15 protein-coding genes and 1 tRNA gene are annotated in these 17,352 nt (G+C 38.7%); 13 read left to right on the plus strand and 3 right to left on the minus strand.

All coding sequences use genetic code 11. From position 1 onward, the window contains the following. Nucleotides 1-72: 72 nt before the first annotated feature. The 12 genes from GVN22_RS02980 to GVN22_RS03035 all read left to right on the plus strand — a co-directional run bounded on the left by GVN22_RS02980 (nucleotide 73) and on the right by GVN22_RS03035 (nucleotide 11,143). Nucleotides 73-681: a biopolymer transporter ExbD gene (locus GVN22_RS02980; RefSeq protein ID WP_166549595.1), complete on the plus strand. Its 609-nt coding sequence runs from the start codon at nucleotides 73-75 to the stop codon at nucleotides 679-681. 116 nt (nucleotides 682-797) lie between these two features. After that, nucleotides 798-1,313, plus strand: coding sequence for a biopolymer transporter ExbD (locus tag GVN22_RS02985; protein WP_166549596.1), 516 nt, complete (start codon nucleotides 798-800; stop codon nucleotides 1,311-1,313). A 129-nt stretch (nucleotides 1,314-1,442) separates the two neighbouring features. Then, complete coding sequence (locus GVN22_RS02990) at nucleotides 1,443-2,279, plus strand: energy transducer TonB (protein WP_166549597.1); 837 nt, start codon at nucleotides 1,443-1,445, stop codon at nucleotides 2,277-2,279. Between the two features lie 85 nt (nucleotides 2,280-2,364). Further along, nucleotides 2,365-2,646: a hypothetical protein gene (locus GVN22_RS02995; RefSeq protein ID WP_166549598.1), complete on the plus strand. Its 282-nt coding sequence runs from the start codon at nucleotides 2,365-2,367 to the stop codon at nucleotides 2,644-2,646. A 141-nt stretch (nucleotides 2,647-2,787) separates the two neighbouring features. Further along, a complete protein-coding gene (locus GVN22_RS03000) occupies nucleotides 2,788-3,750 on the plus strand; it encodes a PstS family phosphate ABC transporter substrate-binding protein (protein ID WP_166549599.1) in 963 nt (320 codons plus the stop codon). Nucleotides 3,751-4,024: 274 nt separating this feature from the next. Further along, the gene (locus tag GVN22_RS03005; RefSeq protein WP_166549600.1) at nucleotides 4,025-5,731 is read left to right on the plus strand and encodes a lipopolysaccharide assembly protein LapB; all 1,707 of its coding nucleotides are present in this window, start codon (nucleotides 4,025-4,027) and stop codon (nucleotides 5,729-5,731) included. A gap of 107 nt (nucleotides 5,732-5,838) precedes the next feature. Continuing rightward, a complete protein-coding gene (locus GVN22_RS03010; RefSeq protein WP_166549601.1) occupies nucleotides 5,839-6,615 on the plus strand; it encodes an SDR family oxidoreductase in 777 nt (258 codons plus the stop codon). An 8-nt stretch (nucleotides 6,616-6,623) separates the two neighbouring features. Then, on the plus strand, nucleotides 6,624-7,517 hold the full coding sequence (locus GVN22_RS03015; RefSeq protein WP_166549602.1) for a PPK2 family polyphosphate kinase: 894 nt from the start codon (nucleotides 6,624-6,626) through the stop codon (nucleotides 7,515-7,517). A 189-nt stretch (nucleotides 7,518-7,706) separates the two neighbouring features. Further along, nucleotides 7,707-8,426 carry an RluA family pseudouridine synthase gene (locus GVN22_RS03020; protein WP_095166956.1) on the plus strand — a complete coding sequence of 240 codons (720 nt, stop codon included), beginning with the start codon at nucleotides 7,707-7,709 and terminating at the stop codon, nucleotides 8,424-8,426. A 25-nt stretch (nucleotides 8,427-8,451) separates the two neighbouring features. Then, nucleotides 8,452-8,523: transfer RNA gene (locus tag GVN22_RS03025), tRNA-Arg, on the plus strand. Between the two features lie 216 nt (nucleotides 8,524-8,739). Then, nucleotides 8,740-9,543 carry a helix-turn-helix domain-containing protein gene (locus tag GVN22_RS03030; protein ID WP_166549603.1) on the plus strand — a complete coding sequence of 268 codons (804 nt, stop codon included), beginning with the start codon at nucleotides 8,740-8,742 and terminating at the stop codon, nucleotides 9,541-9,543. Between the two features lie 46 nt (nucleotides 9,544-9,589). Beyond that, on the plus strand, nucleotides 9,590-11,143 hold the full coding sequence (locus GVN22_RS03035; RefSeq protein ID WP_166549604.1) for an FAD-dependent monooxygenase: 1,554 nt from the start codon (nucleotides 9,590-9,592) through the stop codon (nucleotides 11,141-11,143). Between the two features lie 176 nt (nucleotides 11,144-11,319). Here GVN22_RS03035 and rocD read toward each other — a convergent pair whose 3' ends face one another. Continuing rightward, nucleotides 11,320-12,576: an ornithine--oxo-acid transaminase gene (gene rocD / locus GVN22_RS03040; protein WP_166549605.1), complete on the minus strand. Its 1,257-nt coding sequence runs from the start codon at nucleotides 12,574-12,576 to the stop codon at nucleotides 11,320-11,322. A gap of 465 nt (nucleotides 12,577-13,041) precedes the next feature. On the opposite strand from rocD, the gene GVN22_RS03045 reads away from it, so the two are divergent. Continuing rightward, entirely contained in the window at nucleotides 13,042-13,212 is a 171-nt protein-coding gene (locus GVN22_RS03045; RefSeq protein ID WP_166549828.1) for a DUF5522 domain-containing protein, read from the plus strand. A gap of 243 nt (nucleotides 13,213-13,455) precedes the next feature. Here the strand turns inward: GVN22_RS03045 and GVN22_RS03050 are convergent, their stop codons facing one another. Both GVN22_RS03050 and GVN22_RS03055 read right to left on the minus strand, forming a co-directional pair. Next, nucleotides 13,456-14,631, minus strand: coding sequence for an acetyl-CoA C-acyltransferase (locus tag GVN22_RS03050; protein WP_166549606.1), 1,176 nt, complete (start codon nucleotides 14,629-14,631; stop codon nucleotides 13,456-13,458). 234 nt (nucleotides 14,632-14,865) lie between these two features. Continuing rightward, nucleotides 14,866-17,265: a 3-hydroxyacyl-CoA dehydrogenase/enoyl-CoA hydratase family protein gene (locus GVN22_RS03055; protein ID WP_166549607.1), complete on the minus strand. Its 2,400-nt coding sequence runs from the start codon at nucleotides 17,263-17,265 to the stop codon at nucleotides 14,866-14,868. Nucleotides 17,266-17,352: the final 87 nt, after the last annotated feature.

Raw genomic sequence — 17,352 nt, forward strand, 5'->3', positions numbered from 1 at the left:
AGAGTTTACTCTTCTGAATCCCAAGATTGTTTTCAAATATAAGTTTTCTCAAATTTTCAAATTAATAACATTATGCCAAAGGTAAAAGCAAAAAGACAGAGTGTGTCTTTGGACATGACAGCGATGTGTGACGTGGCATTCTTGTTGCTCACATTCTTCATGTTGACGGCGAAATTCCGTCCTGAAGAAGCTGTTACCATTACGCCTCCTACGTCTATCTCTGAAAAGCCGCTTCCTTCTGAAAAAGGTGTTATTACCATTTCGGTTGCGCCAGATGGCAAGATTTTCATGGGTGTTGACGATAAGGAAGCACAACAGATGATGTTGGAAAGAATGGCTAACCGCGTTGGTGTTCCTATCACGGCTACAATGCAGAAAAACTTTATGGCTTCTGAAATTGTAGGTTATCCAGCTGGAGCACTGAAACAAGTATTAGAGGAAAAACCATCGGCTTGGAAAGCAAAAGGATACTACCAAGGTATTCCTTGCGACTCTGTAACCAATGAGCTTTTCTTGTGGGTAACGTATGCTAAATTAGCAAACCCTGCTCTACAAGTAGCTATCAAAGGTGATGGTAACTCAAATTACAAAGTTTTCAACCAGGTTGTAGGTACATTACAGTCACAAAACATCAACGTTTTCCAGTTGATTACAGGTCCTGAAAACAAACCAAGAAATTAATTAAGTTGTACTCAGTAGTTTATTAACCCTGCCCTGCATTGTGGGGTAGGGTACTCATAACCTTCGAAGCAACTAGATTGATATCCTATTAACAACATTAAAACTACTCAACGACTATGGCAGAAATAGACCAGTCCGGTGGGGGTAAGAAAGGTGGTAAAAAGCGTAGTAAGAAAGCGTCTACCAAGATTGACATGACGCCAATGGTAGACTTAGGTTTCTTGCTTATCACATTCTTCATGCTAACAACTACGTTGGCTAAGCCCGTGACAATGCAGCTTAGTATGCCTGATAAAACTGAGACAAAGGAAACATCTCCTGTAAAAGCATCGGAAACACTTACGGTGTTGCCAGACGAAAATAAAGTTTACTATTATCAAGGTAAACCAGGTGATGCAGCAGCAGTTGTTCAAGTAACTGACTACTCAGATCAAGGTATCAGACAAGTACTATTTAGATTAAAAAAGCAAATCGGACAAAACTTCACTATCGTTATCAAGGCTACCAAAGGTGCTAAGTATAAAAATATGGTGGATTTGCTCGATGAGTGTGCAATTACTGATAACAAGCGTTATGCTCTTCTTGAAATCACTCCTATTGATGAGGAAATGGTGAAGAAATCAGGAAAATAATTAAGCACACCAATGAAATTAAAATAAAACTAATAAAATAGTTGTAAAACTAAATAAATAGTTTTATCTTAGTTCTGTGGTTCTGAAAACAAAAAAAGAATTTCAACAGAGTTAACAAAACGAGAAAATATGTCAAACGTAATTAGCCCTAACGCAACGCTTGACGACATAATTTTTAAGGATAAGAATAAGGAATACGGTGCTTATTTTTTGAGAAAGAATTATCAAGCTGTCGTCAAGAGGTCAGTAATGATAGGTTCTGCTCTTTTCGCTGGTGCGCTTGCTCTACCGTTTATTATTAGCAGCTTGACTCCAAAAGACAATGAAAAGACAGAGGTGATTGCAGAGGTGATGAAAGTGGCCGAACCTCCGAAGAAATCGGATACGCCACCACCACCACCACCGCCACCACCACCACCACCAAAAGATATTCCGAAAGTAACAACTACTAAGTTCTTACCTCCGGAAATCAAGCGTGATGAAGAGGTACAAAAGCCTGAGCCTCCACCAGAGGTAGATAACATCAAAGGTAATACTGCAACAGAAAGCGTTAAAGGTAATACTGATGATATCGCTCCTCCAGTGGATCCAGATGCAAGACCTGCTAAAGAAGAAGCTCCAGTTGAGCCACCGAAACCAGTTGAAGAAGAAATCTTTACTGCGGTAGAACAAAATGCAGAATTCCCTGGTGGTATTCCTGCTTTTGCAAAATTCTTGCAGAAAAACCTTAAATACCCTGCCGCTGCACAACGTGCTAACGTTCAAGGTAAAGTTTACGTTCAGTTCGTTGTAAATACCGATGGTTCAATCCAAGGTGTTGAAGTATTGAAATCAGTAGGTTTTGGTTGCGATGAAGAAGCTGTTCGCGTAATCAAAATGGTTCCTAAATGGAACCCTGGTAAGCAGTCTGGACGTCCAGTTCGTTCAAGATTTACAGTGCCTATCAACTTCGTTTTGTCGGAGTAGTATGCATTACTATAGTCTTTATTAGTATGAAACCTGTCAGGAAACTGGCAGGTTTCATTTTTAGAGGGACTTAAATTTTTGAAAGATGCCAAAAAGAGATTCACAAAAGTATTATTCCATATCAGTAATTATTATTGCTGGACTGATGTCTGTAGCCTATATAGGCATTGGAATTTTCTTAATCATTGTGCCAGATTCAGCATTTGCACAGGTGTTTTTTCCAAGTATAAAATGGTCTTATGCTTGGGGAGCAATTCTTATCATCTATGGTTTGTATAGAGGATACAGAGCGATTGAAAAATATAAAGAAGATACCGAGGAAGAGAAAGAAGAGGATGAGTATCGTTATTATGACAATAAGAAATGATAAGGCTTATTGCTGATGCAGATAAGCATTGCTCATGACGAAGTAAAACTTTGTTAATGATAGTTAATAGAATTAGATTATTCAAAGAAAATATATAGACGCATCTAGGTGCTTCGTTAATATTATAAATCTCAAAAAGCAATGAAAAAGTATATTAAGTTTGTTTCAGCTCTTGGTGTACTCGGTGCCTTAGTTTCTTCTTGTGGATACGTAGGCAACCACCCCAATGAAAATGCACCTACTGATACGCCTGCAAAAGGGGAAATAACGGTGGCAGTAGATGAGTCTTTTCAGAATATTTTGGATGCAGAAAAGTATGCTTTTGAGCAGGGTTATAAATATACCAAAATCAATGTAGTGTATAAGCCCGAAACAGAAGCTATCAATATGATGCTAAATGATAAGGCTAGACTAGTAGTAGTAGCAAGAGAGTTGACGGAGAAAGAAAAGAAGGTTTTTGAAGATGACCGTACTGTGTATCGTAGCTACAAATTTGCAGGAGATGCTTTGGCTTTGATTACCAATAAAACAAACAAGGATACCTTGATTACAGTTAAAGACGTTGAAGCTCTAATGAAAGGTAAGATCAAAAAATGGTCTGAATTTAGCAAAGGAGGGAATAGTCAAGAGGTAGTTTTAGTATTTGATAATTCTAACTCAAGTAATCTTACCTTTTTGATGGATAAGTTTGGTATTAGCAAAAAAGATAAAGTGCCTTTTTTTGCTATGAAGTCTAATAAAGAGGTCATAGCGTATGTGAAGTCTCATAAAAATGCAATTGGCGTCATTGGTACCAACTGGATTAGCGATGGAGATGACCCTGCTTCGCTGGGTTTTATCAAGGATATCAATGTAATGTCGGTGACCGACAAACCCAACCCAACAAAAGAGGATTACTATCAACCTTTTGGTTATAATCTAGCTTTAAAAAAGTACCCATTAACGCGTGTGATTAAGTGTATTTTGAAGGAGTCACACATGGGACTCGGTACAGGTTTTATCAATTATATGTGTATGGATCAAGGTCAGTTGATTGTTTTGAAGGGAGGCTTACTACCATTAACAAGACCAATTCAAATTCGTACAGTAAAAATTGGAGAATAGCGTCTTTGTATCAAAATGAACTATTATTCATTTGATTGACAATGAATTGCTAATGATTTTTTAAGACCTTTTTAATAAATCTTATATTCTAGTTATAAAGAATAAAATTTTGCCTTTTTATTGGAAATTTTAATTTAATTTTGTCTTAGAAGTTCAAAAAGAAACAATATAAAAATTGCTAAGTTATTCACTTGACTTTAGATCTTTTCATAAATACTAAATCAAATAAAATTATTTATTCATTAATCTTAATCCCAACTAACTAATTACACAAATGAAAGTAAAGATGAAATCTCTGTTGGTGGCTGTTAGTTTACTGTTTGCAGGTGCTGCAAATGCGCAAACAGTACAGCAAGGTTTGTCGCAGTTGGATGGAGACCAGCCAAGTAAAGCGAAGGCGACTTTTGAGAGCTTGGTAGCGGCTGCTCCGACGGCAGAGAACCAATTCTATTTAGGTTATTATAATTTGCGTGTAGGCCATCTTGATGCTGCGAAAGCTGCTTTCGAAAAAGGTTTGACTATTGATGCTAAAAACCCACTAAATGCAGTTGGTTTGGTTGCTATCAAAGTTGCGAATCATAAAGTAGCTGAGGCAAAAGTTGATTTTGATAAAATCATTGCTGATACAAAATCAAAAAATGCAGATGTATTGTTCCGTATTGCTGAAGCTTATGTAATGTTCTATGACGTAAACAACGGCGAAGAAGCAAACAAAGGCAACAATGACCCAGCTGAAGCTATTCGTTTGATTGATATGATTCCTGAAAAAACTAAAGTGAAGGAATTGACAGTTGATATGAATACAGTAAAAGGAGATGCATACCTTATCAAAAACGATGGTGGTCCAGCAGTATCTGCTTATGAGCAAGCTAACTTCAAAGAGAAAAGTGCTAAGTTATACACAAAAATTGGTGTAGTTTATCTTCGTGGTAAAAACTACCAATATACAGTAAATGCTTACCAAAGTGCTGTTGAAACTGACTCTAACTACGCACCAATTTACAAGCGTTTTGGTGAATACTATAATATCTTTAACCGTTACAAAGACGCTTCTAAATATTACAGAAAGTATGTTAGCAAAGCTGAAGCTAGTCCAACGATTTTGTTGAGTACTGCTAAATTGTTGTTCTTGGCTAAAGACTATACTGGTTCAATGGAATTTACTAGTCAAGCTGAAGCAGGTGGTGCAAAAGACAATGATATCTACCGTATGAAAGGTTATTCATTCATCGAATTGAACAAATGCCAAGAAGGTATCAACAACCTTGAGCAAATGGTAAAAGCTGGTGTAAAACCTTACTACTTGGATAACGTATATTTTGCAAAAGGTTATCAATGTTTGAACAACGACTCATTAGCAGTTCACTATTTTGAACAAGCGGCTCCGTTAGATACTAACAACAACCACCACTTGTCAATCTACTCGATTCGTTACAAACAAAAGAGATATGCTCATGCTGCTGATGCTGCATTCAAATCAATCGAATGGAAAGCAAAGAAGAAATTGCAAGCTACTTCTGGTGACTGGTATAACGCTGCTTTAGCATACTATTTTGCTGCTGCCTATACGCCAAAAACAGACTCAGTAAACCGTGTTTCTTTGGCAATGAAAGGTGATACTTCTTTTGCTAAAGCTATCGGAATCAATGCTAAATGGCCTCCATTCTATTTGTTCCGTGCACGTACAAATAACTTGATTGACTATAGTGGCGATAAGTGGTTGGCTGCACCATACTATGAGCAATATTTGACAGTAATTGACGCTCTTAAAGCAGAAAACTCAACTACTTACAAAGAGAAGAAAGACGATACTTACGAAGCGCTTCGTTATTTGTCAGGTTACTACTTGACAGTATCTAAAGACACCGTAAAAGCTGAAGATGCTATCAAAAAAGCACTTGCTATCAAACCTGAAGATCCAGATGGTTTGAAATCAATGTTGCCAGGTGCAACTCCTGCAACTCCAGCTCCTAAAAAATAATTTTAGGTAAATTATTTAAACGAAGCCCTGCCATTTGGTGGGGCTTTGTTAATTTTGGGGGATTGCATTTTGTATAAAATCAGATTCAACCGACTATTCACACAATTATGTCATACGCATTGATTACAGGTGCCAGTAAAGGTATCGGAAAAGAAATTGCAGCAGAACTTGCTAGCAGAAAATATAACCTATTATTGATAGCTCGCTCTGAAGAATTGCTTCAAAAAGTGGCTTCTGAACTAAAATCTCGTTATAAAGTAGAAGTTGACTACTTAGCAATTGATTTAGCTCAAATTGGCGTGGCTCAACAAGTATATGATTGGGTAAATGCCAAAAACTATGAGGTATCTATTCTAGTCAATAATGCAGGATATGGGTTAGTTGGTCCACTAGGGCATTACTCGATTGAAAAAAATCGTGATATGATGACCTTGAATATGTTGACTTTGACAGAAATGTGCCAAACATTTTTGCCTATGTTGAAGCGTCAATCTAAGTCATATATCATGAATATCGCTAGCTCAACAGCTTATCAGGCATTGCCTCACATGGCGATTTACGCAGCCACAAAGGTTTTTGTTCTCAATTTTACCAGAGCACTTAAACATGAATTGGATGGTACTTCAGTATCGGTAACGGCTATTAGTCCAGGTTCAACTGCCACTGATTTTAACGATAGAGCAGAGGTAGGTGAAAAAGCCTTGAAAGCTGCTGAAAAAGTAATGATGACCCCAACAGAAGTAGCACAGATAGCCGTAAAATCTATGTTTGGTGGTTCTACTGAAGTTGTAACAGGATTTATCAACAAGTTGGGGGCTTTTATGGCTTGGTTAGCTCCTAAATCAATTACTGAAAAAGTAGCAAAAGGTATTTACGAAAAATAAACAACACTATGGCAAAGCCTGAAATGAAAGACTTTAGTTTTGATGGAAATGGTAATTTTTCCATCAAAAAACTTCCTACCAAAATCGAAGATTTGTATGTTGATGAAGCTGATTATTTAGCTCAATTATCTGAACTGCATAAGAAAATCGATAAGCTTCAATCGCGTATGTATGCACATGGAAGGTATGGAATGGTAATTATATTTCAGGCTTTGGATGCCGCTGGAAAAGATGGTACTATCAAAGCAGTCTTTTCAGGAATCAATCCTGCGGGTATCGTAGTTCATAGCTTCAAGCGACCTTCTGCTGAAGAGCTTGACCATGATTTTATGTGGAGAAGTATGCTCAAAATGCCTCAAAGAGGACAATTGGCTATCCATAATCGTTCGTATTATGAAGAGGTATTGGTGGTAAAAGTTCATCCCTCGATTTTACTCGAAGGACAACGTTTACCCGAAGAGCAAACCAAAAACTTGGAAAAAGTGTGGGAGGAACGTTATGATTCAATCAAACATTATGAAAAGCATTTGCACCAAAATGGATTTGAGGTGGTCAAATTCTTTTTGAATGTTTCCAAAAAAGAACAAAGCAAACGTTTAATCGAACGAATCGAAGACCCCGATAAAAACTGGAAGTTTGAGGAGCAGGATGTCAAAGAAAGAGGGTTTTGGAAAGAATATCATGAGGCCTATCAAGAGCTAGTCGATCATACTGCTACCGAGCATTCTCCATGGTATGTAATTCCTGCTGATGATAAAAAGAATATGCGTTTGATGGTAGCGCAGGTCATTCATGAAAGATTAAGCAAGCTAAAAATGGAGTATCCTGCTAGTTCACCAGAGCGCCATGAGTTTTTACAAAGCTTGATAACCACCATCAAAAAACAAGAAGCAGAAGATTAAAATAGCATATTACTGAAGGTGCAGGATGTTTCTTGCACCTTTTTTGACTTTAAAAGGGAGCATTTTAAAAGAAAATACAAACTGTTTCAGGAACATACCGAGAGTTTGCAAAAAAAGTAGGAACTTTGCAGTATTGTCTAATCGTTTGATTATCGGCTCATATTGAGTCTACTAATATTTTATTTTTTTATGCGCATTAATTTCAAGGATATAATTCTTTTCGAAAACGACGACTTCATAGTTATAAATAAACCACCTTATATTTCATCTCTCGACGAGCGTCAGGCTGATAACTCACAGAGTATTTTGCGATTAGCAAAAGAATATTCTGATGATGCACAACTGGCTCACCGACTTGATAAAGAAACATCTGGTATTTTGGCTATTGCTAAAAATCCTGCGGCTTATCGTCATTTGTCAATGCAATTTGAACATCGTCAGGTTGCTAAACGCTACCACGCAGTAGCTAATGGTATTCATGATTTAGATATGATTTCGGTGTATTTGCCAATCGCTCAGAAGCGTGATGGTACACAAGTGGTGATTGACCGTCAGAAAGGTAAAGAAGCTGAGACTATTTTTAATACAATCAAGGTATATCGTAAGCATACTCTAATCGAGTGTATGCCTATTACAGGTCGTATGCACCAAATTAGGATTCACTTGGCTTGTTTGAAAGCTCCAATTGTAAGCGATCCAACGTATGGAGGCGATACGCTATATCTCTCAGATTTGAAAAGAGGTTTTAACCTTAAGAAAAATACAGACGAACTTCCTTTAATGAAACGTGTGGCATTGCATGCACATTCGTTGACTTTTAATCTGATGGATGGTGAACGTATCACTGTCGAAGCGCCATACCCTAAAGATTTCGAGGTTTTGGTGAAACAGTTAGAGAAGTTTTCTTAATTTTGCGACGCTAAAATTTTGGCGAGGCTCCGTAGTTCAATGGATAGAATGTGGGTTTCCGGTACCTAAGATGCAGGTTCGATTCCTGCCGGGGCTACAAATAAAGACGTAATCATTTGATATGAAAAGTATTGAGTGGTTACGTTTTTTTGTGAGGACATTTGAGAAGATTAATGCTGAGAACGACATCAGGAGAATGCTTTTTCGACACTCTCCCGTGCCTCCGAGTAGTGGAGCAGAACCCCTCTACAAAGTAAAGTTATAAAAAGAACTTCGATATTCTACCATTTTCTAATCCTACTACTTCCGTAATATGCATCAAGAATATCTCCCTCCCGAAGAGTTACAGGATAGTATCAAGTGTTTTTGGTATAACCGTAGTGAGCATGAACTAGAGCTATCTAGTTTTGAAGTATTACCAGATGGTTATGCCGAAATCATCTTTTATTTTGGAGAGCTATATGATGCAGAGCTTAAGCCCTTACCATCTCCTTTTATGGTAGGGTTACTCAATCAACCTATTCGTTATGTGACCAAAAATCGGCTTGAGGTTATTGCTATTAGGTGTTTCCCTTGGACCGTTTTTGATTTATTGGGCTTACGCTCTAGCACCTCAAAACTAGCTGTGTTTGAGCACCCTCTTTCTACTTTACAACAGCCTTTACAAAAATGCATTCAAGAAGGTAAAATAGAAGATGCAATGGCATTGCTGAAAGCATATTTTTTATCGATTCATGCGCAAATTTCCCCTGATACGATGTTATATAAAGCAGGAATAGCCATGAGGAAAGCTAAAGGTATTATGCCTGTAGCTCAAATTGCAGAGGCCGCTCATGCAACCGTTCGTACCTTGGAGCGAAAATTTAAACATTCTTCAGGCTTTACCGTAAAAGATGTTACCAGTATCATGAGGTTTGAGCAAGTCCGAAATCAGTTGTGGCTTTACCCTGAAAGTAATATTGCGGGTTTGGCTCATGACTTGGGATATACTGACCAAGCGCATCTGATACGAGAATTTAAGCGATACAGTGGAACAACGCCTTCAGCTTTTGCCAAGAATATCAAAAAAGAAAAGCTTGCAATGAGTGATGATTTTGTCGCATTTGTACAATCCTAAGCCAATACTTTAGAGGAATTTTGTATTTCAATCATTTAATCAAACTATGAACGAAATATTAGAAATTCAGCAAAACAACTCGACATCTATACTGTACGACGTAATTATTGTAGGAGCAGGACCTGTTGGATTGTTCCTTGCTAGTGAGTTGGCTTTAGCTAATTGTTCCGTGTTGGTTTTGGAAAAAACCGAGACCTCTTTCTCTCCCTTGAAAAAAATTCTTTTCGGAATGCGTGGACTGTCTGCTCCAAGTATTGAACTACTTTACAGAAGGGGACTATTTTCAACATTAGAATTACATAAAAAAATCAAGAATCCACATCGCTCTGCAAACACTACTCAGAATGCACCTCGTCAGGTAGGACATTTTGCGGGTCTACCTTTTTATGAAAAAGACGTTGATTCTTCACGATGGAAATATCGTTTGTCTAGCTCAACAGAAACTAGCTTAATGACAGAAATGCTAGAGCTTGAAACCATTTTTACACAGCGCGCCGAAGAATTGGGCGTAATAATTCAAAGAGGAGTTTCTGTAAATCATATCTCTCAAAGTTCAGATGCTGTAATGGTCTATGCCGATAATCAAGTATTTGAATCGAAATGGCTCGTGGGCTGTGATGGTGGACGCAGTCTGGTAAGAAAAATAGGAGGCTTCGAGTTTGAAGGAACGGAACCCACTTTTACAGGATATACTGCGCTTGTTGATATAGAAAATGGCGATCAACTAGGTTTTGGACGACATATTACTGATAATGGAATGTATCTACAGTCGCAACCTGGCTATATTATTTTACAAGATTTTGATGAAGGAGCTTTTCACCAATCTGGAGATTCTATTACTTTAGAGCACCTTCAAGCTGTTTTACGCCATATTTCATCAACAGATGTTACCTTGACAAAAGTACATCAGGCAACAACATGGACCGATAGAGCTCGTCAAGCAACCACCTATCGCAACAATCGAATTCTTTTGGCTGGAGATGCTGCTCATATTCATTCTCCCTTAGGAGGTCAAGGGTTAAATCTGGGATTAGGCGATGCCTTAAACTTGGGATGGAAACTTGCTGCAACTATTCAAAATAAAGCCCCAGAAGGTTTATTGGATACGTATTTTACAGAAAGATACCCTGTTGGTCAGAAGGTTTTAGATTGGTCAAGAGCACAAGTGGAAGTAATGAAACCAAGTATCCAATCTCGTGCTTTACGAACAGTTATGCAGGATTTGTTACAGACTCAAGATGGTGCGACATATATGGCTGAGCGTATCTGGGGAATATCTTTACACTACCCATTGGAAGGAATACACCCTTTAACAGGTTATAGCGCACCCAATTTTGCTTTTGAAGATGGTAGTACTTTGGCAGATTGGACGCATGAGGGGAAAGGATTATTACTGGATTTTGAAAATAATACCTCCTTAAAAAAGCTAGGAGCTCAATATCCATCTCAATTGCGTTATATCTCTATACGAGCTACTGAGCATTTAGGATTAAAAGCCTTATTGATTCGCCCAGATGGCATATTGGCTTGGGCGTCTGAGGATAATTTTGAAGAAGAGGAGGTAAGAGGGATAATCGAGAAATGGTTTGTAAAGGGATAGAAACAGTAGAGACGCAATGCTTTACATCATTTCTAAATTTATAATAACTCATGTCCTCTAGGTTTGTATCATTAAAACTAAAGGCTATTACTTGAGATTTAATCAATTGTGAGTGTAAAATTTGATAATTAAAAATTTACACTCACAATTGACAAGTCATCATTCAGCACTAGTACTTATTTCCACTCTAAAATTACGTTTTCAATAATTGAGCAAGCATCGTCCATTTGAGTTTCAGTGATGACCAATGGAGGGGCAAAACGAATCTTGTTACCATGTGTTGGTTTGGCTAATAATCCTTTTTCTTTAAATGCCATACACAAGTTCCAAGCCGTTTCGCTTTCTTCTGTATCGTTAATTTCGATGGCATTTAACAAGCCTTTTCCTCTTACTTCAGTGATTAAGTCTGGGCGTTGACTTTTGAGTTGAGTCATTCTTTCTCTGAAAAGCTGTCCCATCGCCTCAGCATTTTCGGCAAGTTTTTCATCTTTTACTACTTGTAAAGCTGCCATTGTTACAGCACAAGCCAATGGATTACCACCATAAGTAGAGCCATGCTCTCCTGGCTTAATAGTCAACATGATTTCGTCACGACACAAAACCGCAGATACAGGATAGGTACCTCCCGATAGCGCTTTTCCTAAAATTAAAATATCGGGTTGGAAGCCTTCATGATCACAGGCAAGACGCTTACCTGTACGGGCAATTCCAGTTTGAACTTCATCAGCGATGAACAGTACATTATGCTCACGACATAATTCAAAGGCTTTTTTGAGGTATCCTTCTTCTGGAACAACAACACCTGCTTCGCCTTGAATAGGCTCTACCATAAAGCTAGCTACATTTGGGTCTTTGAGGGCCTCAGCCAGTGCCTCTAAATCGTTGTAAGGAATGATTTCATAACCTGGCAATAAAGGACCGTAATCGTTATAACTCGAAGGATCAGTAGAGGCTGAGATAGCCGCAATCGTACGTCCCCAGAAATTACCCGATGCGTAAAGCGTTTTAGCCTGATTTTGAGGAATACCTTTTACTTTGTATGCCCATTTACGAGTCAACTTCAAAGCTGTTTCACCACCTTCTGCACCTGAGTTCATCATCAATACTTTGTCGTAACCGAAGTATTCACATAGATATTTTTCACAAAGTCCTAATTGGTTATTGTAAAAAGCACGAGAGGTTAGCGTTAGTTTTTGCGCTTGCTCAATCATCGCCTGCACAATTTTTGGATGACAGTGCCCTTGGTTTACCGCACTATAGGCCGAAAGAAAATCGAAATACGGGCGATTTTCTACATCCCAAACAAAAACACCTTGACCACGCTCCAATACTACAGGCATTGGGTGATAGTTATGGGCACCATAATGGTCTTCAAGCGTAATAGCAAATTCGGTGGCAGTTAGTTCTTCTGTGTATTTTTCTGAAATGTTCATTGTCGTAATTCTTTGAGGTAAAAAGGTTATCAGATAACAGTGTGTCTGTTAGTGTTGTCTTTTTACAAATGATTTTAAAATAAAGAAATGACAAAATCGACTACCGTTGAATCACAACATAGTCTTTTGCCTAAAGTATCAAAACTTTAGAAGAGTATTACACAGCAGAAAAAAGCCAGATGACGTAGATGAGTAACGTAGAAGACTCAAGGATTCGGTGAATTTTGCAGAAATGCCCATAAAGTGCGCTCGTCGTGAGAGGAGGGCACATCGCTTTGTAATCGGTGCGATATGTAAAATTGCTTGGCATGACTTTTACAAAAATACAATATTTTGAACATTTTGCTTAAACTATAGGTTGGAAAGTTGAAATCAAAAAACAGGTTATTAACGAATAAATCAATAAAAAGAACCACGAAGGAAACCTATTATTGTCTTGGACGCTGTTAACTTTGACACTTGAATATGAAAAATGAAGAAAAGATAAAGGCTAACCGAGGACTGGAGCCAGAGGATTATTACTTGAATGAGCAGGGATTTATGGTATTTACGAAGGAATACCACCTGAAGAGAGGATATTGCTGTAAAAATGGCTGTAAACATTGTCCGTATGGGTTTAAGAGAAAACCAATGTAAACAGAAACGGTATATTCCTATTCAATAGGAGTCCTCTCGAATTTTGGGATAATTTAAAATAGAGACCTCTTATGCTTTTTTTCCCAATAGGGTGCGACCTAAGTCGCACCCTATTGGGAAAAAAGCACTCAAATACTAGATATTTATTGACTATTAATCAAAAGAGGTGTTCGAAAATCTGATTTCGAACACCTCTTTGATATTATCTTTTAAAAAGATTTATTTTATGCTTTCTAGCTTCTTTTACAAAAGCTCATAAATACCTGCTACACCTTGTCCACCACCAACACAAGCAGTCACCATACCATATTTCTGATTACGACGACGCATTTCATTGAATAGTTGAACCGACAAACGAGCTCCAGTTGAACCTAATGCATGTCCTAAGGCAATAGCACCACCGTTTGGATTGAGTTTACTTGGGTCGATGTCCAAGGTACGAACTACAGCTAGTGCTTGAGCCGCAAAAGCTTCATTCAGTTCGATTTGGTCAATATCGTTTAACGACAAACCAGCTTGCTTAAGGGCTTTAGGTACTGCAAATACAGGGCCGATACCCATAATACGAGGTTCGCATCCCGCAGTGGCATACGACATCATGCGAGCAATAGGCTTCAGATTTAATTCGTTCACCATTTTTTCGGACATAACCATTACAAAAGCAGCGCCATCTGAGGTCTGAGAAGAGTTACCTGCTGTAACCGAACCACCTGCCGCAAAAACAGGTTTGAGTTTGCCAAGGGCTTCTACACTGGTATCTGCACGAGGTCCTTCGTCTTTATTAAAGACCGATTCTTTCGTTTTCTTTTTGCCTGAATTAGCATCAAAATACGTTTCTTTGATGGTAATAGGGACAATTTCAGGGTCAAACAAACCAGCCTGTTGAGCCGCAATGGCTTTTTGATGCGAGGCATAAGCAAAAGCATCTTGATCTTCACGACTGATATTATATTGATTAGCTACTTGCTCGGCTGTAAGTCCCATTCCGATGTAATAATCAGGCGTTTTCTGAGCAATATCAAAGTTGAGAGCCGTTTTATAGCCCATTACTGGTACCAATGACATAGACTCTACACCACCCGCAATGATACAATCGGCCATACCTGCTGAGATTTTAGCTGCAGCAATAGCGATAGCTTCTACACCTGAGCCACAATAGCGATTGATGGTAAAACCTGAAACTTCTTTAGGCAATGACAATAGCGCTACATAACGCCCAATTTGCATCCCTTGTTCTGCCTCTGGTACGGCATTGCCCACAATTACGTCGTCAACACGTACAGGGTCTAATTGTGGAAGGGTTGATAAAATATGTTTGATTACCTCGGCACCAAGTTCGTCAGGACGAGTGAATCTAAGTGTACCTTTTGGAGCTTTTCCTACTGCTGTACGATAGCCCGCAACGATATATGCATTCATGGTTTGATTCTGGATTTTGAATAAGAAAAATGAAATTAGGCAATAAGCTGTAGGCATTAAGCAAAAAAGGTATTCATGATTTTTAGAAAAACGCTTATACTTTTAGCTTATGGCATATAGCTTAATGCCTATTACGGGTAAAAATAAGTTGAATTAATTGTCGAGATAATATATTGTAAATTATGATTTTATATTCACAACTCACTACTCGCAACTTTACATTCATACTCCCTCTTAGTTTCTAAGCGGTTTTCCTCCATTAAGAAGGCTTTGGATGCGCTCCAAGGTCTTACGCTCGCCTGAAAGTGATAAAAAAGCCTCACGCTCAAGATCAAGAAGGTATTGCTCCGTTACATTTTGTGGATAACTCAAGTCTCCTCCGCAAATAGCATAAGCCAATTTGTTGGCAATCTTGGCATCGTGTTCAGAGATATATTTACCCATCAACATTGAGGTAATACCTGCTTTAAACAACGCAATACCAGCTTTTCCTTGAACTCTGATGTCGTTACGTTGTTTAGGTTGGGTATAACCCGCTTCTGCTAACTCTATGGCAGCTTGTTTGGCATCGGCTATCAAACGACTGCGATTGAGTACAACCTCGTCGCCACGACGGAAGTAGTTCATGTCAAATGCTTCATAACCCGAAGTACTTACTTTGGCTGTCGCAATGTTCATGAAGGCTGATTGCAAAATATTGAGCTCTGGGTCACCAGCTTTGTAGAGGTCAGAACAGCGTAGTGCCATTTCTTTGGTACCGCCACCCGCAGGAATCAAACCAACACCCACTTCTACAAGACCAATATAAGTTTCGGCTGCTGCTACCACACGGTCAGCGTGTAAGGTAATTTCGCAACCACCACCAAGTGCAAGCGTATGAGGTGCGACTACAACAGGAATCGACGAGTAACGAACGCGCATCATGGTCTGCTGGAATTGCGCAATCATGAGGTTTACTTCGTCAAACTCTTGTTCGACAGCATACATAAATAGCATGGCTAAGTTGGCACCCGCCGAAAATGCTTCGGTACTATCGTTACCAATCACCAAACCACGGAAATCTTTTTCTGCTAGATTGATAGCTTTGTGAACGCCCTCAATAACTCCCGCTCCAAACGTATTCATTTTTGAGCGGAACTCTAAACCAAGAATTCCATCCCCTAAATCATAAATATGACTTTCGCCGTTTTTCCAAACAATACCATCTGAGAGGTTTTCAAGAATAATAAATGATTCTGTACCAGGAATAAGCTTGTAGCTTTTGCTTGGAATATCGTAGTAAAGACGCTTACCACCTTCTTTTTTATAGAATGAGTTTACGCCACTTTCAATCATCTCATGAACCCATGAGGCAGGTTCCATGCCTTCGGCTTTCATGAGTTCTAGACCTTTTTGTAAACCTAAAGCATCCCATGTTTCGAAAATGCCCATTTCCCAACCAAAACCTGCGCAAATGGCAGCATCGATGCGATATAGCTCGTCAGCAATTTCTGGAATGCGATAAGTAACATATCTAAAACCATCCAAAATGGTTTTGCGATAAAACTCTCCAGCTTTGCCTTTATCTGCTAACAATACAGCAAAACGGTCTTTTAAAGCTAGAGATTTTGTTTTTTCGAAAACATCGAATTTTACTTTTTGAGAAGGTTCATATTCAAAAGTTTGAAGGTTTAAAGCCAAAATTTCTGACTTACCACCAGCACCTTTGATTTTCTTGTAAAACCCTTGACCCGTTTTGTCACCTAGCCATTTGTTTTCCTGAAGTTTTTTAATCATTTCTGGTAAAACAAAAGCATCTCTTGACTCATCATGCGTGAGTGCCGCATATAGGTTGTTTGAAACGTTAATCGTAGTATCTAAACCGACCAAGTCAGACAAACGGAAAGTTCCTGATTTAGGACGACCTACGACTACCGAAGTAAGTTTGTCTACTTCCTCAACCGTCAAGCCCATTTCTGCCACTACTTGCATGGTTTTCATCATGCTATAAACACCAACACGGTTGGCAATAAAGGCAGGGGTATCTTTACACAATACGGTAGTTTTTCCTAAAAATCTATCACCATAGTGCATCAAGAAGTCCACCACAGTCGAATCCGTCTGCGGTGTTGGAATTACTTCCAATAGCTTCAAATAACGAGGAGGATTAAAGAAGTGCGTACCACAGAAATGCTTTTGGAAATCTTCAGAGCGACCTTCTGCCATCAAATGAATCGGAATACCCGACGTATTTGAGGTAATCAGCGTGCCTGGTTTACGAAGAGCATCTACTTTTTCGAAAAGACTCTTTTTAATGGCTAAGTTTTCTACAATGACCTCAATCACCCAATCATAATTCTTGATTTCGGCGAGATTATCATCGAAGTTGCCAAGCTTGACACGGTTAGCAAATGCCGTAGAATAGAGTGCGGCAGGATTAGCTTTGAGCGTATTCTGAAATGCCTCATTGACAATACGATTACGTACCGCAGGCGATTCTAAAGTAAGACCTTTCGCTTTTTCAGCATCGTTGGGTTCACGAGGAACGATGTCTAACAAGAGCACCTCGCATCCAATATTGGCAAAGTGGCAGGCAATACGGCTTCCCATGATGCCTGACCCTAACACAGCTACTTTCTTGATTGAACGGTTCATTGTAATATGTTTATGAGATTTTGATTCGATAGGTAAAGTTAAAGAAAAATAAAATTGTTATGCAAGCATACTATTTTATTTTTTTCT

Origin of the sequence: Cellulophaga sp. BC115SP (assembly GCF_009905545.1) — a bacterium.
In the GTDB taxonomy this organism is placed as follows: domain Bacteria; phylum Bacteroidota; class Bacteroidia; order Cytophagales; family Spirosomataceae; genus Flectobacillus; species Flectobacillus rivi.